Source organism: Novosphingobium terrae (assembly GCF_017163935.1).
GTDB classification, from domain to species: domain Bacteria; phylum Pseudomonadota; class Alphaproteobacteria; order Sphingomonadales; family Sphingomonadaceae; genus Novosphingobium; species Novosphingobium terrae.
In genome coordinates, this window is the sequence record NZ_JABVZR010000001.1 from 3,337,423 (window position 1) to 3,356,779 (window position 19,357).

The window sequence follows — 19,357 nt, forward strand, 5'->3', positions numbered from 1 at the left end:
TTCGGCGCCACTGCCCTGTCGCCGGAAGACGTCATGGGAGCGCGAGGGGGTAACCCCCTCGCACTTTCCCTTGAACCTTCTTACTCAACAGTCATCACCAAAGCCCCATCCCCATCATCGATGCGGACGGTCGAGCCATCGGGCACGTCTCCGGCCAGCAGCTTCTCGGCCAAGGGGTCTTGCAGATACCGCTGCACCGCCCGCTTCAGCGGACGCGCGCCATAGACGGGATCATACCCCACCCGGCCCAGCCAGCGCTTGGCGCCGATGGTCAGATCCAGCGTGATCTTGCGATCCTTCAGCAGCTTCTGCACGCGCTGCACCTGAATCTCCACGATCGGCGCCATATGGTCCTGGCCCAGGCGGTGGAACAGGATGATCTCATCCAGACGGTTCAGGAATTCGGGGCGGAAATGCCCGCGCACCACATCCATCACCTGCGGCTCCACGCTGGACACATCCTGATCGTCATCCAGATTGGCGAGATACTGGCTGCCAAGGTTGCTGGTCAGGATGATCAGCGTGTTGGTGAAGTCCACCACGCGGCCCTGTCCGTCGGTCAGGCGGCCATCGTCAAGCACCTGCAGCAGCACGTTGAAGACGTCGCTGTGGGCCTTTTCCACCTCGTCGAACAGCACCACCTGATAGGGGCGGCGGCGCACGGCCTCGGTCAGCACGCCGCCCTCGTCGTAACCGACATAGCCCGGAGGGGCGCCGATCAGGCGGGAGACCGCGTGCTTTTCCATGAACTCGCTCATGTCGATGCGGACCATGGCGTTGTCATCGTCGAAGAGGAAGCCGGCCAGCGCCTTGGTCAGCTCGGTCTTGCCGACGCCCGTGGGGCCGAGGAAGAGGAAGCTGCCCAAAGGCCGGTTGGGGTCCTGCAACCCCGCGCGGGCACGGCGCACGGCTTTCGACACGGCGGTGACCGCATCCTTCTGGCCGATGACGCGGGCGCCGATCACCTCTTCCATCTTGAGCAGCTTTTCGCGCTCACCTTCCAGCATGCGGTCGACGGGCACGCCGGTCCAACGGCTGACCACGGCGGCGATGTCGTCGGCGGTCACCTCCTCGCGCAGCATGGCGTTGCTGCTGGAGGCCTGCGCCTCGGCAAGCTGCTTTTCCAGCTCGGGGATGCGGCCATAGGTCAGCTGCCCCGCCTTGCCGAGGTCGCCCTGACGCTGCGCCTGCTCCAGCTCGATGCGCGCGGCGTCGAGCTGCTCCTTGATCTTGCCCTCGGCGGCGATCTTGTCGCGTTCATTCTGCCAGCGGGTGGTGAGTTCCACACTGCGCTGTTCCAGATTGGCCAGTTCCTCGCGCAGGGTGGTGAGCCGGTCCCTGGAGGCAGAGTCGCTCTCCTTGGCCAGCGCCATTTCCTCGATCTTGAGCTGGATGATGCGGCGGTCGAGGGTCTCGATCTCCTCGGGCTTGCTCTCCACCTCCATGCGGATGCGGCTGGCGGCCTCGTCCATCAGGTCGATGGCCTTGTCCGGCAGGAAGCGGTCGGCGATGTAGCGGTTCGACAGCGTGGCCGCCGCAACAATCGCATTGTCCGCGATCCGCACGCCATGGTGGAGTTCGTACTTCTCCTTCAGCCCGCGCAGGATGCTGATCGTGTCCTCAACGGTCGGCTCGCCCACGAAGACGGGTTGGAACCGGCGCTGCAGGGCCGGATCCTTCTCGACATACTTCTGGTACTCATCGAGCGTGGTCGCGCCGATGCAATGCAGCTCGCCGCGCGCCAGAGCGGGTTTCAGCAGATTGCCCGCATCCATCGCGCCCTCGCTTTTGCCCGCGCCGATCAGCGTGTGCATCTCGTCGATGAAGAGGATGATCTCGCCCTCGGCCTGACGCACCTCGTCCAGCACGGATTTGAGGCGTTCCTCGAACTCGCCGCGATATTTGGCGCCCGCGATCAGCGCGCCCATGTCGAGCGACATCAGGCGGCGATCCTTGAGCGAATCCGGCACGTCGCCATTGGCGATACGCAGGGCAAGGCCTTCCGCGATGGCGGTCTTGCCCACGCCGGGTTCGCCGATCAGCGCCGGATTGTTCTTGGTGCGGCGCGCGAGGATCTGGATGGTGCGGCGGATTTCTTCGTCGCGGCCGATCACCGGGTCCAGCTTGCCATCCTTGGCGGCCTGCGTCAGATCGCGGGCGAATTTCTTCATCGCCTCATAGGCGTTTTCGGCCCCGGCGCTGTCTGCCGCCCGCCCGCCGGTCAGGTCCTGAATGGCCTTTTCCAGCGTGGCGGGGGTAACGTTCGCCAGCTTCAAGGCCTGCCCGGCAGCACCGCCGGACATCGCCAGAGCCTGCAGAATGCGCTGCACGGCGACAAAGCTGTCGCCCGCCTTGGCCGAAAGCTGCTCGGCGCTGTCCAGCACGCGCACGGCGTCATTGTCCAGACCGGGGGGCTGCTGAGCGCCGCCGCCCGACACGGCGGGGATCTTGGCCAAAGCCTTGTCCACTTCGGCGGTAACCAGCGCGGTGGTGCCTCCGGCGCGCTGGATCAGGCCGGCGGCCATGCCTTCATCGTCTTCCAGCAGGGCTTTCAAGATGTGTTCAGGCGTGATGCGCTGGTGTGACAGACGGATCGCCAGCGTCTGGCTGGCTTGCAGGAAACCCTTGGCGCGGTCGGTAAATTTTTCGAGATTCATGGGGATCAAACCTCCTGTTGCCGCCAGAGATAGTGTTGCCGTTTTATCACACAAGGGTTTTGGTCAAATTTCTACTTTTCTTTACCTGCCCCGTGCCTCCGGCTTGGCCTTTTCTGTCTGCAATCCTACACTCTCCCATCATTCAGGGGTTTAACGCCCGTCTCAGAGGATCGTTCATGCGTCCTGCTATTCCCGCCTTCAAGGCTTTGCTTCTTGCCTCCTGCCTGCTGCCTTTGAGCGTCCCCGCTCAGGCCCAAACAGAGGCCAAACCCGCCCCGCTGGCCGATCTGGTGAAGGCTGTGGACATCCCTTACGAGACGTTCAAGCTGAAGAACGGCCTGACCGTCATCGTCCACACCGATCGCAAGGCGCCGATCGTGGGCGTCACCACCTATTACCGCGTCGGCTCCAAGAACGAGCCCAAGGGCAAGACCGGCTTTGCCCATCTCTACGAGCATCTCTTCTTCGGCGGCAGCGAGAATGTGCCGAATTTCGATGTGCCGCTGGAGGCTGCGGGCTCCGATTCCACCAATGGCTCGACCTATTACGACCGCACCAATTACGTCGAGACCGTGCCCAAGGGCGCCCTGCCCCTCGCCCTGTTTCAGGAAAGCGACCGCATGGGCCATCTGCTGGGCGCCGTCACGCAGGACAAGCTGGATAAGCAGCGCGGCGTGGTCGAAAACGAGAAGCGTCAGGGCGACAACCAGCCCTATGGCCTGATCCAGTATGCCGTGTCCGACGGGCTGTTCCCGGTGGGCCATCCCTATCGCCACACCACCATCGGTTCGATGGGCGATCTCGATTCGGCCAATCTCACCGATGTGCGCGGCTGGTTCACCGATCATTACGCCCCCAACAACGCCGTGCTGGTGCTGAGCGGCGACATCGATGTCGCCACCGCCCGCCCGCTGGTCGAGAAATATTACGGCGACATCCCCAGTGGCCCTGCGGTGAAGCCGGTGGTGGCAGGCCCCGTCACCCTGCCCGCAACGCTGCGCCGCGAGATGACCGATCAGGTCGCCACCACACGGCTGCTGCGCGTGTGGTCCGGCCCCAATCTCAACGATCCGGAGAGTTCGGCGCTGGACGTTGGCATGTCGGTGCTGGGTGGCCTCGCCTCCTCGCGGCTCGACAATGCACTGGTGCGCGGGCAGCAGTTGGCCGTCTCGGTTAGCGCCAATGTCGAGCAGCATGAGCAGCTTTCGGTCATCACCGTCAGCATGGATGTGAAGCCCGGCGTGGATCGCAAGGTGGCCGAGGCCGCGCTGGACGCCCAGATCGCCAGCTTCCTCAAGGAAGGCCCCAGCGCCGACGAGGTGAAGCGCGCGGCCACCAAGGAGGTCTCGGCCGAGATCGGCGCGCTGGAAGTCGTCGGCGGCTTTGGCGGCAAGGGCGCGCAGCTGGCCGAGGGTCAGCTCTATTCGGGCGATCCGGCGCATTACCGCAAGGAACTGGCCGAGATCGCCGCGCTGACTCCGGCCACGATCAAGGCCTCCATCGACAAGTGGCTGAGCCGCCCCGCCCTGATGCTGGCCATCACGCCGGGCGAGCGCACGCTCAGCGGTGACCAGCTCGGCGGCTGGGACGATGGCGCGAACGAGCCCGCCCCCAAGCCCGATGCCAAGACGCCGGTGCCGCCGGTCAAGCAATCGCCGCCGCGCAAGGCACCGCCGGTTGCCCCGGTCAGCAGCCTGACCTTCCCGACGCTGGAGCATGCCACGCTGTCCAACGGCATCGAGGTGGTGTTGGCCCGGCGCACCGCCGTGCCCAAGCTGCTGGTCAATGTGGAGTTCAATGCCGGGATTTCGGGCGATGCGCTCGATGCGCCGGGCACGCAGGGCATGCTGATGGCGATGCTGGATGAAGGCACCGCTCAGGACGCCACCGGCGGCCACACCCGCAACCCCACGCAAATCCGCGAGGAAGAGGAAAGGCTGGGTGCCGAGCTGCAGGCCGGTGCCGCAATGGACACCAGCAATGTGATGCTTTCGGCGCTTTCGGCCAATCTGGCGCCCTCGCTCGATCTGCTGGCCGATGTGGTGCGCCGCCCCGCCTTCGACCCCGCCGAAGTGGAGCGGGTGAAGCAGCAGCGCCTCGCCTCGCTGGCGCAGACCATGGCGAGCCCGCAGGGTCTGGCCTTCCATGTCTTCAACCCGATCCTCTTCGGGCCGAACCATCCCTATGGCCATGCGGGCGATGGCCTCGGCACGCAGGCCAGCATCAAGGGCTTCACCAGCCAGAGCCTGCGCGCGGCGCAAGCCCAGTGGCTGCGCCCCGATCTGGCGCGCATCACCGTGGTGGGCGATATCACCATGGAGGCTTTGAAGCCTCAGCTGGAAAAGGCCCTTGGGGACTGGAAGGCGCCCGCGAGCCCCAAGCCGGTGAAGGCCATCGACGCCCCCGCTTTGCCCGCCCGCCCGCGCATCGTGCTGATCGACCGGCCCAATTCGCCGCAGTCGATGATCGTCGCCGGGCGCCTGCTGCCCCTGAAGGGCACGCAGCCGGGGCAGGAGGCGCTGGGTCTGGCCAATGAGGTGCTGGGCGCCGATTTCCTCTCGCGCCTCAACAGCGATCTGCGCGAGGAGAAGAGCTGGACCTATGGCGTGCAGTCCATCGTGCGCCAGCCCGTGGGCCAGCGCAGCCTGCTGGTGGTCGCCCCGGTGCAGACCGACCGTACCGGCGATTCGATTGTGGCGATGGTCGCCGATATGAAGGCGCTGGCCAGCGACAAGCCCGTCACGCCCGAGGAGGTGCAGCGCGTCACCGATGGCAACATCCGTGGCCTCGCCAACCGTTACGAGACGAATGGACAGGTGCTGGGCGCCATCACCAGCAACCGCCTGCTGGGCCGCCCGGAGAATTACGACGCCACCCTGCCCACGCTCTATCGCCAAATTGACGCGGCAGCCCTGAACAATGCGATCCGCGCGCAGTTGCAGCCCGATGGTCTGGTTTTCGTGGTGGTGGGCGACCGCAAGCTGGTCGAGCCCCAATTGCAGAAGGTGGGCCTGCCGGTGGAGGTGACCACCGTTACGCCGTAAATTGTTGCCTGCCGGGGTGCCTTAATGCGCCCCGGCAGCAGCCCCCGTGATGGTGAAATCATAGACGCGATAGACGCTCTGTTTCGAGCGCTGGGATTCGCCAATCAGCACAAAGCCATATTCGCCAGGCGGCAGATCGCCGGGCAGGTCCACATTGAAGATGCCGTCGCCCAGATCGGTCATGCCGAAGGGCAGCGTGTTTTTCGGATCGATGCCCGAGACGCTGACATAGGGCGCCACCTTGCCAATGGTCATCTGGCGCGTGGTGCCATCCTGCCGGAAATGCACGAGGCTGAACTCATTGGGCGATTGCGCCGCCGTGCCGCCCACCCCGCCAAATTCACTGACGCGATTGTCCTGCGGGTTGAAATAGAAGCGAAAGGCGGGGCGCGAAGCGGCAATCGCCATCTGCGCCGTGGGGCGCGGCACGATCAGCTTCGCCATATGCGGGAACAGCACAGAGCCATTGCCCACGATCTTCACCGCCGCCTGCCCCGTGGGGCGCAACAGGGTGAGTCCATGAGCATCACCGCTGGACCAATAGATGCCCTCGGGCTGACGCGAAGGGGCGGCAGCAGGACGGGTGGAGGCGAACATGCCCCCTGCCGCCGGGCGCGCTTGCGGCGCTGCAGAGGTGCGTACAGCGGGGCCGTCCGGATAAGGCATGGCCTCATCCACCGGGCGCGCCGTGGCGCAGCTTTCCACCATGGCGACGATCACGCCATCGGACAGGCCCGCCTTTTTCAGGCCGACCATCGCTGCTGTCGATGTGTCGTAATGGCAGGGCATCGCGTGGATCTTGGCGATCACCGGCCCGTCGCCCAGCCCGGCGCGGTGCAGGGCGATCACGGCGTCATTGTCGAAGGTTTGCGCGGTCGCCGCAGCGGGCAGCAAAGCCGCCATCATGCCCAGACGCCACGACCATCCCCGCATAGCCTGCCCCCATATTGCTACGAAGGGCAGGCTATCGCGGTTAAGTGGTTCAGGCCAGAGCCTTCTTCACCAGTTCATTGACGATCTGCGGATTGGCCTTGCCGGCCATCGCCTTCATCGTCTGGCCCACGAAGAAGCCGAAAAGCGCTTCCTTGCCGGCCTTGTACTGCTCCACCTTGTCGGCGTTGTTGGCCATGATGGTGGCCACTGCCGCCTCGATGGCGCCGGTGTCGCTGGTCTGCTTGAGGCCCTCGCGCTCGACGATGGTGGCGGCGTCATCGCCGGTCTCGAGCATCTTTTCCAGCACCTGCTTGGCGATGGAGCCCGAAATCGTGCCATTGCCGACCAGCGCCAGCAGCTGACCTGCGCCTTCCGGCGTGATCGGGCTGGAGGCCAGATCCTTGCCCAGCTTGTTCAGCGCCCCGAAGAACTCCGAAAGCAGCCAGTTGGAGGCCTGCTTGGCCACCTCGCCCTCGGGCTTGTTCTGCGCGGTGGCGGTGGCCGCCAGCAGCGCCTCGAACCAGCGGGCGGTGTCGACCTCGGCGGTCAGCACGCCAGCGGCATAGGCCGTCAGGCCCAGAGCGCCTTCGTAGCGGGCGCGCTTGGCGTCGGGCAGTTCGGGCAGCGAGGCGCGGGCCTCTTCCACAAAGGCATCGTCCAGCACCAGCGGCAGCAGGTCGGGATCGGGGAAATAGCGGTAATCATGCGCGTCTTCCTTGCTGCGCATGCTCCGCGTTTCATTGCGATCCGGATCGTAGAGGCGGGTTTCCTGAACGATCTTGCCGCCATCCTCGATGACCGCGACCTGACGCTTGGCTTCCGATTCCACCACGGCCATCACGAAGCGCACCGAGTTGACGTTCTTCGTTTCGGTGCGCGTGCCGAACTCGTCACCGGGGCGGCGCACCGACACGTTCACGTCGGCTCGCATGGAACCCTGATCCATATTGCCGTCGCACGAACCGACATAGCGCAGGATCGAACGCAGCTTGGCGAGGTAAGCCCCAGCCTCGGCAGGCGAGCGCATATCGGGGCGGCTGACGATCTCCATCAGCGCCACGCCCGAACGGTTGAGGTCGACATAGGACATCGTCGGGTGCTGATCATGCATCAGCTTGCCCGCATCCTGCTCGACATGGATGCGCTCGACGCCGATCACCTTCTTGCTGGTCTCGGGGTTCTTTTCGTCCAGCGTGATCTCGATCTCGCCCTCGCCCACGATGGGGTGATAGAGCTGGCTGATCTGATAGCCCTGCGGCAGATCGGCGTAGAAGTAGTTCTTGCGGTCGAACCGGCTCCACTTGTTGATCTGCGCGCCGATGGCGATGCCGGTGCGCACCGCCTGACGGATGCACTCCATATTGGGCACGGGCAGCATGCCGGGCATGGCCGCATCGATCAGCGAGACCTGCGAGTTGGGCTCCGCGCCGAAAGCCGTGGCCGAGCCGGAGAACAGCTTGGCGTTGGAGGTGACCTGCGCATGGACCTCAAGGCCGATCACGACCTCCCATTCGCCCGTTGCGCCCTGAATGCGATAGGTTGATTCAGTCATTGTCCGTCGGTCCACTCTTGGAGCGGCAGAGCAGCGGAATCATCATCCGCGTGTCTGCCGTCCGATCATTCAATGCCTTGCCGCGCTGCCGGACCGAAGCTGGTCCAGACAACGCGCAAAGGCTTACCACCACTTCGTCGGCTTGGCCGAGAACTGCGCGCGTTGCTCAATGGCGAGGCCAGCGTTCAGCACGCCCTGCTCGTCAAACGGACGCCCGATGATCTGCAGACCCAGCGGCAGACCCTGCGAGTCCAGCCCGGCCGGCACGCTCATCGCGGGCAGGCCCGCCAGCGAGGCTGGCACCGAGAACACATCGCCCAGATACATATCGAGCGGATTGGTCTTCTCACCCAGCGCAAAGGCCGAGGTCGGCGCGGTGGGGGCCAGAATCACATCGACCTGCTTGAAGGCTTCCTCGAAGTCGCGCGCGATCAGCGTGCGGACCTTCTGCGCCTGCGTGTAATAGGCGTCATAGAAGCCCGCCGACAGCACATAGGTGCCGATCAGGATGCGGCGCTTGACCTCGTCACCGAAACCGGCGGCGCGGGTGGCGGCATACATCTCCTGAAGGTTGGCGCCATCGGGCAGGTCGCGCAGGCCGTAACGCACGCCATCATAGCGCGCGAGGTTCGAGGAAGCCTCGGCAGGCGCGATGATGTAGTAGGTCGCCAGAGCGTATTTGGAATGCGGCAGCGAGATGTCCACCACCTCGGCTCCGGCATCCTTCAGCCAGGCGATGCCCTCGTCCCAGCTCTTGGCGACTTCGGCATTCAGGCCTTCCAGACGATATTCGCGGGGAATACCGACCTTCTTGCCCTTCAGATCGCCCGAGAGCGCCGCTTCCCAGTTAGGCACGGGCATATCGAGGCTGGTGGCATCCTTGGCGTCGAAACCGGCCATGGCTTCCAGCATCACGGCGCAATCCTGCACCGTATGCGCCATCGGCCCGGCCTGATCGAGCGAGGAGGCGAAAGCCACAATGCCCCAGCGCGAGCAACGGCCATAGGTCGGCTTGATGCCCGAAATGCCGGTGAAGGCCGCAGGCTGGCGGATCGAGCCGCCGGTGTCGGTGCCGGTCGCGGCAGGCACGATGCGCGCCGCCACAGCCGCCGAAGACCCGCCCGAGGAACCGCCGGGGGCCAGAGCCGCCGTGTCATTCGGACGACGCCAAGGCGAGGTCACCTTGCCATAGGCACTGCTTTCGTTCGACGAGCCCATCGCGAACTGGTCGAGGTTCAGCTTGCCCAGCAGGCCCGCGCCCGCATCCCACAGCTTCTGGCTGACGGTCGATTCATACTCGGGCTTGAAGCCTTCGAGGATCTTCGAGGCCGCGGTGGTCTGCACGCCCTTGGTGGCGAACAGGTCCTTCATGCCGATGGGCACGCCCGCAAGCTTGCCCAGCGGCTTGCCAGCAGCGCGGTCGGCATCGACCTTGGCGGCGGCCTGCAAAGCGGCCTCCGGCGTGGTCACGATGAAGGCGTTCAAAGCCTCCTGCGCCTCGGCCACGGCGCCGTTGAAGGCGGTGGCCACTTCGGTGGCGGTGAAGTCGCCACCGGCCACGCCATCGCGGATGCCGGTGAGCGTCAGATCGGTCAAGTTCGTCATTATTCGATCACCTTGGGCACGCCGAAGAAGCCATGTTCGGCAGCCGGAGCATTGGCCAGCACCGCATCGCGAATGCCGCCGCCGGTCAGCGGATCGGCGTTCACAATGTCTTCGCGCAGGCGCAGATGGTTGGGAATCACGGCGGTCATCGGCTCGACGCCGGTCACATCGACCTCGCCCAATTGCTCGACCCAGTCGAGGATGCCGTTCAATTCGGGCACCATGGCCTCCAGATCGCCCGGAGTCACCTTGATGCGGGCCAGCGAGGCGATTTTCGCCACGGTCGCGGTATCAACCGACATAGATCAAACCTTTAACAAACAGAAGGCCGGGCCATGGACCCGGCCTTCGCAAATCTGCCTCGGAGCTAGCACCCAAGCCGCGCCTCATCAAGCAAGGCACGACAGGTATAGCCCGGCAAAACTTACTGCGGAGCGCCGTCCGGACCGGCAGGGGCACCGGCGTCAGGACCTTGCGGCGCGCCTTGAGGAGCACCCTGTGCGCCCTGTGCGCCCTGAGCACCCTTGCCCGCCGCCTGCTGGCGCATGATCTGCTCCATCATGCGCTGCTGGGCTTCCAGCTCGGCACGGTTGGCGAATTGCAGCACCTCGATCTCGAAGGTCAGGTCGCTGTTCGCGGGGATCGGGCCCTGCGCATGGTCGCCATAGGCCAGCTTGGCGGGGATATGGACGAGATACTTGCCGCCCGCCTGGGTCTGGGCCAGCGCCTTGGCGAAGCCGGGGATCACGCCCTGCATCTGGGCGGGCACGCGCTGCGCCTGATCGAAGACCGTGCCGTTCGACAGCTTGCCGACATAGTTGATGAGGATCACGTCAGCCGGAGTCGGGCTGCCGCCCGAACCGGCGCGCAGGGTCTGCACATCGACCAGCTGCGGACGCACCGCCGCCGCCACGCCGCCACCCAGCGCCACCGCGACGATCGCGGCCAGCCACAGCTTCGACTTCGAGCCCTTGGCCAGCGGCTGGAGGGGAACGCGGGTGATCTCGGTCATCGTGCCATCCTGATCTGTTGCGCCGGGCAACGGGGCCCAGACGCCGGAAATTTCGCCGCCCCTCATGGCTCAAGCCGCCCGCAGGAGCAAGCCCCGCACGCAGCCTATAGCACCAAAGAATCGGGGGCGCTTTTGTGGTCGCATCGTTTTTGCGAAAAACCGGTTCCCACTTTTTCGCACGATGCTCCGCCTGCCATGCACCCGCGACGGAGCACAGATACGCCAAAGGCCCGCCAGCTTCGTCGCTTTTCCGGAACGCTGTCCGAATCGGCAAGGAAGCCACGGGCCCCTGATGTCGCTAAGCGAAGATGGATCAGGCAGGCTGCTTCCAGCCTGCCAACCCAGTCTTACTTGACGCCGTCGCGCTCCTGGCGCTTGCGCTCCAGCTTGCGGGCGCGGCGCACGGCAGCGGCCTTTTCGCGGGCGCGCTTCTCCGAGGGCTTCTCGAAGTGGCGGCGCAGCTTCATCTCACGATAAACGCCTTCACGCTGCAGCTTCTTCTTGAGCGCGCGCAGGGCTTGATCGACGTTATTATCGCGGACGAGAATCTGCATAAAAAGAACAACCTCACGATCATCATGGCGAGAACCCCACCGATCCGCAGATCAAAAAAGCGGGGGAACACCTGAAGGATTTCAAAACACACGGACAGGCCGATTCCCTTGGGGAACGACCGGAATTGCGGCGCCGCTACCAGAGTCGCACTCGGAAGGCAAGCCTTGGCAGCCATTTCCTCATGCGAAATGCCACTTCTGCATGCCAGCCGTGACAGTTTCACGACCAGCGTCCCGCCAAGGCACGGCCCTGTATAGACCTGATACACGCCAACACTGTTCCTCGGGCGCTCCTTAGGCTAACGGGGCGAGCATGACCAAGGATAATACGAAAACGCCCCGCCAGCACCAGAGCGCCGACACCGTGCGCCAATTCACCGTGGGGCCCGACGACAATGACATCCGGCTGGATCGCTGGTTCAAGCGCCATCTGCCGCAGGTGGGCTTTGCCACCATCAGCCGCTGGGCGCGCACCGGCCAGATTCGCGTGGACGGCAAGCGCAGCGCGCCCGAAGACCGCCTGACCACCGGGCAGGTGCTGCGCGTGCCGCCGGGCGACACCCACGCCCCCGGCGCCGGAACCGGCAAGGGCGTCAAGGCGCGCAAGCCTCTGACCGACGCTCAGCTCGAACTGGCCGATGCCATCGTGCTGCACCGCGACCCCAGCGCCATCGTGATCAACAAGCCCCCGGGTCTGGCCACGCAGGGCGGCAGCGGCACCTATGAGCATGTCGACGGCCTGCTCGACGCCTATGCCCCCGACGGCCCGCGTCCCCGCCTTGTGCATCGCCTCGACAAGGACACCAGCGGCGCTCTGCTGGTCGCCGCCACGCCGGGCAGCGCGGCCTATTTCTCGAAGCGCTTTTCCTCGCGTCAGGCCACCAAGGTCTATTGGGCGCTGGTGACGGGCGTGCCCAGCATCGATGAAGGCCTGATCGACCTGCCGCTCGCCAAGCAGCCGGGCACCGGCGGCGAGAAGATGATGGTCGACCATTCCGAGCAGGGCCAGCCCTCCAAGAGCCGCTACCGCGTGATCGACCGCGCAGGCAACAGCGCCTGCTGGATGGAGCTGCAGCCGCTGACGGGCCGCACCCATCAGCTGCGCGTCCATCTGGCCGCCATCGGCCACCCTATCGTGGGCGACGGCAAGTATGGCGGTCAGGATGCCTTCCTGACCGGCAGCATCAGCCGCAAGATGCATCTGCATGCCCGCCGCATCATCATCGATCACCCGGACGGCACCCCGCTGGATGTGACGGCCCCCCTGCCCGAGCATTTCGCGGCCAGCCTGGCCCAGCTCGGCTTCAACGAGGATGATGGCGAGTTCATCCCCGATCCCTCGGGCGAGCTGTCGCGCGACGAGGAAAAGTCGATCGCCAAGGCCCATGCCAAGCAATACCGCAAGGAACGCCGCGGCGAGCGCCGTGGCCGCGCGGAAAATGGCCGCGCCCGCACCGATGCCCAACCGCGCAAGGCCGTGCCCGGCAAGGCCCGCCCGGGCGGCGTGAAGCTCGGCAAGGGCAGCAAGGTTGCGCCCAAGACGGCTGCCCCCAAGGCAGCCTCAGCCAAGCCTGCCTCTGCGCCTCGCAGCGGCGCTTCGCGCCCGGCGGGCGGCAAGCCTGCGGCCCCCCGCAAGCCTTCCGCACCGCGTGGTGGCCCCAAGAGCCGCTGATGCATCCCAACCCCGCCTTCCGCCTGCATGGGAAACCCGAGGATGATCGCGCGCTGATGGAGCGCCTGATCACCGAGGTCGGCTTCGGCATGATCTTCGCCGCCACGCCCGATGGCCCGCGCCTGGCGCATACGCCGCTGCGCTCCACCGGCGACGGGGCGGTGCAGTTCCATCTGGCGCGCGGCAATGCCTTGTCGCGTTATCTGGGCGGGGTGGATGCACTGGCGGTGGTGAACGGGCCTGACGCCTATGTCTCGCCGCGCTGGTATGGTGACGATCCCTCTCAGGTGCCGACTTGGAACTATGTCGCGCTGGAGCTGGAAGGCCCCGTGCGGCGCATGGAGGAAGACGGGCTGGTCGATCTGCTCGAAGCGCTGTCCGCGCGGGAAGAAGCCCGTCTGCCCGAACCGGCATGGACGATGGACAAGCTGGATGGCGATCTGCGCCACCGCATGCTCTCGGCCATTGTCGGTTTCGAGATGGAGGTGCGGGCCTGGCGTCCCACCTTCAAGCTCTCGCAGAACAAGAATGAGGCGCAGCGCACGGGTGTGATCGAGGGGCTCGAAGAAACCGGCGCGCGCGCCATGGCGGAAATGATGCGGGGTTTGGGATGAGTGGCGCAATCCGTCTGGCCGTCTTCGATTGCGACGGCACGCTGGTCGATGGCCAGCACGAGATCTGCGCGGCGATGGATGAGGCTTTCCTTGCCCTCGGCCTGCGCCCGCCTGCCCATGGCGCGGTAAGGCGCGCGGTGGGGCTCAGCCTGCCGCAGACGATGCGCCACCTCGCCAGCGAGGAAGGCATCGAGATCCAGACCGCGCTGGTCGAGGCCTATAAGACCGCCTATCGCACCGCCCGCGCCGAAGGCCGGGTGAGCGAGCCGATCTTTGCCGGCATCCGCCTGCTGCTCGATCAATTGCGTGAGGAAGGCTGGGATCTGGGCGTGGCCACCGGCAAGAGCATGCGCGGGCTGCTGCATTGCCTGCAGGTCAATGCGCTGAGCGATCATTTCGTCACCTTGCAGACGGCGGACAATCACCCCTCCAAGCCGCACCCCGCCATGCTGCAGGCCGCGCTGGATCAGGCGATGGCCCTGCCCGCCGATGCGGTGATGATCGGCGACACCACCTATGACATCGCCATGGCCCGTTCGGCGGGCGTGCGCGCGGTGGGCGTGGCCTGGGGCTATCACCCGGCCAGCGAGCTGATCGCCGCCGGGGCCGAGGCCGTCGCCATGACCCCCGCCGATTTGAAGGATATTCTGGGTTGAGCAAGACATTCGCCCCCGAGGAGATCGCCAAGGCGCGCTTCAAGCGCCTGACCTATGTGCGCTTCGGCGGCGTGGTGGTGGCGATGGTCGGCGCGGCCATTGCGGCGGATAAGGTGGCGCTGCCGCATTGGCTGGGGCTGCTGCTGATCGTGATCGGTCTGTTCGATGTGCTGGTCTTCCCCCGCATGCTGGTGCGCCGCTGGAAGAAAGGTTAAGTTTTGAAGCGTTTCTACAAAGAGGTTTCGGTTGAGCCCACCGATGCCGGTTTCGGCGTGCGGCTCGATGGCCGCGCCGTGAAGACCGTGGGCGGCCGCCCGCAGGTGGTGCCCAGCAAGGCTCTGGCGCAGGCCATGGCGGCGGAATGGGCGGGCCAAGGCGAGGAGATCGACACGCGCGTCTTCCTGCTGCGCGATATGGCCGATTACGCGCTGGATGTGGTCGCCGCCGATCCCACCGAGGCGATGCGCGCGCTGGTGCCCTACGCCGAGACCGACACGCTGTGCTACCGCGCCGATCCCGATGAGGCGGTGTGGCAGCGCCAGCAGGCGGTGTGGGAGCCGATCCTGACCGGCGCCGAGGCCCGCTATGGCCTGCGCTTCGAGCGCGTCTCCGGCATCATCGCCAGGCCCCAGCCCGCCGAGACCATGGCGCGGGTGGAGGATCTGCTGGCGGGCAAGGATGCCTTTGCTCTGGCGGCGCTGCGCAATCTGGCCGGGCTTGCCGCCTCGCTGGTGACGGGCCTGCTGGCGCTGGAAGAGGATGCCGATCTGGCCGCCCTGTGGGATGCCGCCCATCTGGAGGAAAACTGGCAGATCGAACTCTGGGGCAGCGACTACGAGGCCGAGCAGCGTCAGGAAAAGCGCCGCGCCGCCTTCATGGCCGCAGCCGAGTTCGCCAGACTGGCACGGGGCTAAGCCCCCGTCTCGACCAAACCCGAAAAACTGCTATTCTCCGCAAGCACTTGCATCGTGGAGGGCGGTTATGGGGGCATGGGGCGCGATCATCATGAGCTTTTTCGGGGCGCTCTTCGCCGCGATCACGCTCCACTGGCAATTCCATGTCGCCGGGCCGCTGCTCGCCCTGCCCTTTCTGGGCTTTGCGGCGATCGGGCTGGGCGCGGCCTATGTGGTGCGCCAACCCGGCACCGGGCTGGAGCCATCGCCCAAGGCCGCGCGGATGATCACGATCAGCAGCATCGGCGAAGGCGTCGGCCTGTTCATCGCCTCCAACCTCGTGGTCAATCTGCATCATGAGGCATGGCTGCTGCCCGCCATGGCGCTGGTGGTGGGGCTGCATTTCATCCCCATCGCCCATGCCGCCGCGTTCCGGCCCTTTTACGCGCTGGGCGGCGGGTTGATCATCGGCGCCCTTGCCGGTTTCGTCATTCCAGCCCCGACGGGCGGCGCGATCTCCGGCTTCCTTGCCGTGATATGCCTGTGGATCGCCGCCAGCGCCGCCCTGTGGCGGGACGCGCGCTTCAGGCGTGCCAGCCTTGCGGCAACAGCTTAAACGTCAGCCAACCCACTCCGCAACCTGCCCGGCCAGCGTGTTGGCCGCGCGGTTCAGCGCCTGAGCCAGATCGCCGCCATTGGGCGAGACATCGGGCTCACTCACTTCGAAACGGCGCATCGTCACCTCGCCATTGGCATGGTGCAGCACCGCATCATAGCGGATCACCGCCGAGTGGCTCTTCGCATCGTAACCCATCGCCAGCAGGCGCCCGTCGAGGCGGGTGGCGCCCACGCCATCCTCATCCAGCGTGACGGGGCGCTTGCCGGTGGCGCGCAGATCCTCGGCCAGCAGATTGCGCAGCAGGCGCGCAGGGCGCTCGACCCAGAAGGCGTCCTTCATATAGGCGATCGAGGTCGGGCTCACCTGAACCGTCATGCGCGCGGTGGCCAGACCGCGATCGGTGTCGGGCTCGGCCACCACCAGCGTGTCGGCGGGCTTGAAGGCCGCCTGCGTGCCCTGAGGTGCCTTGGCGTCCGACGTCAGCGTGTAAAGCTGAGCGGGCGACTTGCCGCCGCCAATGCTCACGCAGCCGCTCAGCGCCATGCCCGCCACCATCAGCGGCGCGATCCACCGGGCTTTTGCCTGCATCGCCTTGCTCATCTGTGGCCCCTTCATGGCTTATAGACCGGCACCTTGGGCGCGGCGAGCAGAGCCGCTCCGCCCTGGGAGTCGAGTTTCTCGGTGATGGCGCGCAGCGCCTTGGTGGTGGCGCGCAGATCGCGGATCGCGGCTTCGGCCTGAGGCAGCGTGTCGGTCGACAGGCGCGTGGTGGCCGGGCGGGCGGCATCCAGCTCGGCCTGAAGCGATTCTGCCGCATGCTGCGCCGCGTTCAGCGTGTCATTCACATGATGCACGATGGACGGGCCATTGGGATCAAGCTGCTTGTTGGCGTTGGCCGCCACCGACTGAAACTCAGCCACGGCATCCTTGGCCCCGGCCAGCGTGGCGTTGAGGTTGGTCAGCGTCTGGCGCAATTGCGGCGAGGCATCGGCCAGATTGCCGGTCAGCCGGTCGGTGTTCTTGAGGATGCCGGCCAGATGCTTCTGGTTCTCATCCGTGAGCATGTTGCCCAGCTTTTCGGTCAGCGTGGCCAGACGCTCCATCAGCAGCGGCGCGTTGGTCAGCAGCTCGCCCAGCCCCGAACGCTTGGTGGGGATCACCGGCACGCCATCGGGGCCAATCTCGCTGATGGGCGGGCGGCCCTTCACGCCACCGGCCAGCTGGATGTTCGAGACACCGGTAAAGCTGCCCTGGATCGTGGCGGTGGTGCCCTCCAGAATGGGGATCTTGTGATCCAGCGAAATGCGCACGCGGACATAGGAGGGATCGCGCTTCCACAGCTCGATCTCGGAGATCATCCCTGCCGGAACGCCCGCGTAATTGACCGTCGAACCCTTGGCCAGACCGTCCACCGATTGCGGGAAGTAGATGTCATAGACATCCTGCTTGTCCTTGGAGAGATGCGCCATCCAGATGAAGGCACCGGCCACAAGGGCCAGCAGCGCCAGCGTGACGGCCCCTACCCAGACATGATTGGCGCGCGTTTCCATACTCGTCCCTATGCCTTGCTGCCGGGGTTGCTGTCCATTGCCTTGGCAGGCGGGTGTTTGTTGCCGTCCGGTTCGCGGCTGGCGAGAGCTGCTCTGCCGCGTGGCCCGGCGAAATATTCCTGAATCCAGGGGTGATCGCTTTTCATCAGCTCCGGGATCGTGCCCACGGCGATGACCTTCTTGTCGGCCAGCACCGCGACGCGGTCACAGATCTCATGCAGCGTGTCGAGATCGTGGGTGATGAGGAAGACCCCCAACCCCAAAGTCTCGTGCAATTCCTTGATGAGGTTGTCGAAACCCGCCGCGCTGATCGGATCGAGGCCTGCGGTCGGCTCATCGAGGAACAGCAGTTCGGGATCGAGCGCCAGAGCGCGGGCCAGACCCGCACGCTTGCGCATGCCGCCAGACAGTTCGGAAGGATATTTGGCTGCCGCCTCAGCCGGAAGGCCCGAGAGCATCACCTTGAGGCAGGCGATCTCATGAAACAGCTCTTCCGACATCTTCGGATAGAATTCGCGCAGCGGCACTAGCACATTTTCCGCCACCGTCAGCGTGGAGAACAGCGCGCCGCCCTGAAACAGCACGCCCCAGCGGCTGCGGATATCGACATCCTCGTTGCAGGCCTCGCCCATGTTCTGGCCCAGCACCTCGACCGTGCCTTCGGTATAGGGCTGGAGGCCGATGATCGAGCGCATCAGCACCGATTTGCCCGTGCCCGACCCGCCGACCACGCCCAGAATTTCGCCCCGCCGCATGGTGAGCGACAATCCGTCATGCACGGCATGATCGCCGAAGCGGTTGACCAGCCCCTCGATGCGGATGATCGCGTCATCGTCGCTCGGGTCGCGAGCCTCGGTGGCGACGGCAGCCTCCTCGCTCATAGCCAGCCGATCTTGGAGAAGAAGACCGCGAAGAAAGCGTCCAGCACGATGACCATGAAGATGCCCTCCACCACCGCCTTGGTGGTGCGCAGGCCTACCTCTTCCGAATTGCCCTCGACCTTCATGCCCTGATAGCAGCCGGTCATGCCGATGATCAGGCCGAAGACCGGCCCCTTGATCAGCCCGACCCACAGGTCCAGCACCGGCACCACCTCCTTGATGCGCGAGAGGAAGGTGATGAAGGGAATGCCCAGCGCCAGCTGCCCCAGCACCGCGCCGCCAATGATCGAGATCACCGAGGAATAGAAGCCCAGCAAGGTGAGCATCACCACGCAGGCGATGACGCGCGGCAGCACCAGCGCCTCCATCGGATCGACGCCGATGGTGCGCATGGCATCCACCTCCTCGGTCAGCTTCATCGTGCCGATCTGCGCGGCAAAGGCGCTGCCCGAACGGCCCGCGACCATGATGGCGGTCATCAGCACGCCAAGCTCACGCAGGGCAAGGCGGCCCGTCAGATTGATGGTGTAGATTTCCGCGCCGAACTGCTGCAGCTGCACCGCGCCCTGCTGGGCGATCACGATGCCGACCAGAAAGCTCATCATGCCGATGATGAAGAGAGCATCGACGCCGACGAGCTGCAACTGGCGCACCAGCGCCGTTACCCGCAGCCGTGAGGGATTGCGGATCACCCGGAAGATCGCCAGCACCACCGCGCCCAGAAAGCTGAGCGCCTGCTGCGTGCCGTTGATGCCGCCCAGCACTGCCGTGCCGACTTCGGCGGGCACTTTGGTGAGCAGCGGTTCTTCGGGCGGGACGGTCTGCGTGTCGTCGGGCGTGTCCTTCACCGCCTCGATCAGGCGCTCGGCCTCGGGACTCGCGCCCTCGATAGGGGCATCGAGATCGCGCGACAGGCGGTAGACGATCCAGGCGCCCACCGTATCGACTTCCTCAAGCCCCGAAATATCCACCACGCTGGCCGCATCCACGGCGCGCAGTTTGCTCTCGACCGAGGTCAGCGTGGAGACAACCAGCCGCCCGCTCAGCACCAGACGGGCCGCGCCATCGGCCTGATCTTCAAGGGTGAATTGCGCGGAGGCGGTCATGCAGGGGCG

At 65.6% G+C, this 19,357-nt stretch carries 18 protein-coding genes; 7 read left to right on the forward strand and 11 right to left on the reverse strand.

Annotated features, from left to right (window positions below; translation table 11 throughout):
* Nucleotides 1-80 precede the first annotated feature (80 nt).
* Nucleotides 81-2,657: an ATP-dependent chaperone ClpB gene (gene clpB, locus HGK27_RS14955; protein WP_206241567.1), complete on the reverse strand. Its 2,577-nt coding sequence runs from the start codon at nucleotides 2,655-2,657 to the stop codon at nucleotides 81-83.
* A 176-nt stretch (nucleotides 2,658-2,833) separates the two neighbouring features.
* On the opposite strand from clpB, the gene HGK27_RS14960 reads away from it, so the two are divergent.
* Nucleotides 2,834-5,701 (forward strand): M16 family metallopeptidase, encoded by a 2,868-nt coding sequence (locus HGK27_RS14960; protein ID WP_206241568.1) that lies wholly within the window; start codon nucleotides 2,834-2,836, stop codon nucleotides 5,699-5,701.
* 21 nt (nucleotides 5,702-5,722) lie between these two features.
* On the opposite strand, the gene HGK27_RS14965 is transcribed toward HGK27_RS14960, so the two are convergent.
* From HGK27_RS14965 to rpsU, 6 genes are all read right to left on the reverse strand, one after another.
* On the reverse strand, nucleotides 5,723-6,634 hold the full coding sequence (locus HGK27_RS14965; RefSeq protein ID WP_206241569.1) for a hypothetical protein: 912 nt from the start codon (nucleotides 6,632-6,634) through the stop codon (nucleotides 5,723-5,725).
* A 49-nt stretch (nucleotides 6,635-6,683) separates the two neighbouring features.
* On the reverse strand, nucleotides 6,684-8,186 hold the full coding sequence (gene gatB / locus HGK27_RS14970; RefSeq protein ID WP_206241570.1) for an Asp-tRNA(Asn)/Glu-tRNA(Gln) amidotransferase subunit GatB: 1,503 nt from the start codon (nucleotides 8,184-8,186) through the stop codon (nucleotides 6,684-6,686).
* 123 nt (nucleotides 8,187-8,309) lie between these two features.
* Nucleotides 8,310-9,791 (reverse strand): Asp-tRNA(Asn)/Glu-tRNA(Gln) amidotransferase subunit GatA, encoded by a 1,482-nt coding sequence (gatA, locus tag HGK27_RS14975; RefSeq protein WP_206241571.1) that lies wholly within the window; start codon nucleotides 9,789-9,791, stop codon nucleotides 8,310-8,312.
* Complete coding sequence (gene gatC, locus HGK27_RS14980) at nucleotides 9,791-10,093, reverse strand: Asp-tRNA(Asn)/Glu-tRNA(Gln) amidotransferase subunit GatC (RefSeq protein ID WP_206241572.1); 303 nt, start codon at nucleotides 10,091-10,093, stop codon at nucleotides 9,791-9,793. Before gatC ends, gatA begins: the two co-directional genes overlap by 1 nt.
* A 122-nt stretch (nucleotides 10,094-10,215) precedes the next feature.
* Nucleotides 10,216-10,803, reverse strand: coding sequence for an FKBP-type peptidyl-prolyl cis-trans isomerase (locus HGK27_RS14985; RefSeq protein WP_206241573.1), 588 nt, complete (start codon nucleotides 10,801-10,803; stop codon nucleotides 10,216-10,218).
* A 347-nt stretch (nucleotides 10,804-11,150) separates the two neighbouring features.
* The gene (rpsU, locus tag HGK27_RS14990; RefSeq protein ID WP_039331685.1) at nucleotides 11,151-11,357 is read right to left on the reverse strand and encodes a 30S ribosomal protein S21; all 207 of its coding nucleotides are present in this window, start codon (nucleotides 11,355-11,357) and stop codon (nucleotides 11,151-11,153) included.
* Between the two features lie 313 nt (nucleotides 11,358-11,670).
* Here rpsU and HGK27_RS14995 point away from each other — a divergent pair, with 313 nt between their 5' ends.
* The 6 genes from HGK27_RS14995 to HGK27_RS15020 all read left to right on the forward strand — a co-directional run bounded on the left by HGK27_RS14995 (nucleotide 11,671) and on the right by HGK27_RS15020 (nucleotide 15,808).
* Nucleotides 11,671-13,029 (forward strand): RluA family pseudouridine synthase, encoded by a 1,359-nt coding sequence (locus HGK27_RS14995; protein ID WP_206241574.1) that lies wholly within the window; start codon nucleotides 11,671-11,673, stop codon nucleotides 13,027-13,029.
* The gene (locus HGK27_RS15000; RefSeq protein ID WP_206241575.1) at nucleotides 13,029-13,643 is read left to right on the forward strand and encodes an FMN-binding negative transcriptional regulator; all 615 of its coding nucleotides are present in this window, start codon (nucleotides 13,029-13,031) and stop codon (nucleotides 13,641-13,643) included. Before HGK27_RS14995 ends, HGK27_RS15000 begins: the two co-directional genes overlap by 1 nt.
* The gene (locus HGK27_RS15005) at nucleotides 13,640-14,299 is read left to right on the forward strand and encodes an HAD-IA family hydrolase (RefSeq protein ID WP_241127194.1); all 660 of its coding nucleotides are present in this window, start codon (nucleotides 13,640-13,642) and stop codon (nucleotides 14,297-14,299) included. Before HGK27_RS15000 ends, HGK27_RS15005 begins: the two co-directional genes overlap by 4 nt.
* Nucleotides 14,296-14,514, forward strand: coding sequence for a hypothetical protein (locus HGK27_RS15010; protein WP_206241576.1), 219 nt, complete (start codon nucleotides 14,296-14,298; stop codon nucleotides 14,512-14,514). Before HGK27_RS15005 ends, HGK27_RS15010 begins: the two co-directional genes overlap by 4 nt.
* A gap of 3 nt (nucleotides 14,515-14,517) precedes the next feature.
* Nucleotides 14,518-15,213, forward strand: coding sequence for an ATP12 family chaperone protein (locus tag HGK27_RS15015; protein WP_206241578.1), 696 nt, complete (start codon nucleotides 14,518-14,520; stop codon nucleotides 15,211-15,213).
* A gap of 91 nt (nucleotides 15,214-15,304) precedes the next feature.
* Nucleotides 15,305-15,808, forward strand: coding sequence for a hypothetical protein (locus HGK27_RS15020; protein WP_241127195.1), 504 nt, complete (start codon nucleotides 15,305-15,307; stop codon nucleotides 15,806-15,808).
* Nucleotides 15,809-15,811: 3 nt separating this feature from the next.
* Here the strand turns inward: HGK27_RS15020 and HGK27_RS15025 are convergent, their stop codons facing one another.
* The 4 genes from HGK27_RS15025 to HGK27_RS15040 are packed head-to-tail and all read right to left on the reverse strand — an operon-like array spanning nucleotide 15,812 to nucleotide 19,348.
* Nucleotides 15,812-16,411 carry an ABC-type transport auxiliary lipoprotein family protein gene (locus tag HGK27_RS15025; RefSeq protein ID WP_206241581.1) on the reverse strand — a complete coding sequence of 200 codons (600 nt, stop codon included), beginning with the start codon at nucleotides 16,409-16,411 and terminating at the stop codon, nucleotides 15,812-15,814.
* 11 nt (nucleotides 16,412-16,422) lie between these two features.
* A complete protein-coding gene (locus HGK27_RS15030; RefSeq protein ID WP_206241582.1) occupies nucleotides 16,423-17,361 on the reverse strand; it encodes an MlaD family protein in 939 nt (312 codons plus the stop codon).
* 8 nt (nucleotides 17,362-17,369) lie between these two features.
* Nucleotides 17,370-18,242 (reverse strand): ABC transporter ATP-binding protein, encoded by an 873-nt coding sequence (locus HGK27_RS15035; protein ID WP_206241584.1) that lies wholly within the window; start codon nucleotides 18,240-18,242, stop codon nucleotides 17,370-17,372.
* On the reverse strand, nucleotides 18,239-19,348 hold the full coding sequence (locus HGK27_RS15040; protein ID WP_206241586.1) for an MlaE family ABC transporter permease: 1,110 nt from the start codon (nucleotides 19,346-19,348) through the stop codon (nucleotides 18,239-18,241). Before HGK27_RS15040 ends, HGK27_RS15035 begins: the two co-directional genes overlap by 4 nt.
* Nucleotides 19,349-19,357: the final 9 nt, after the last annotated feature.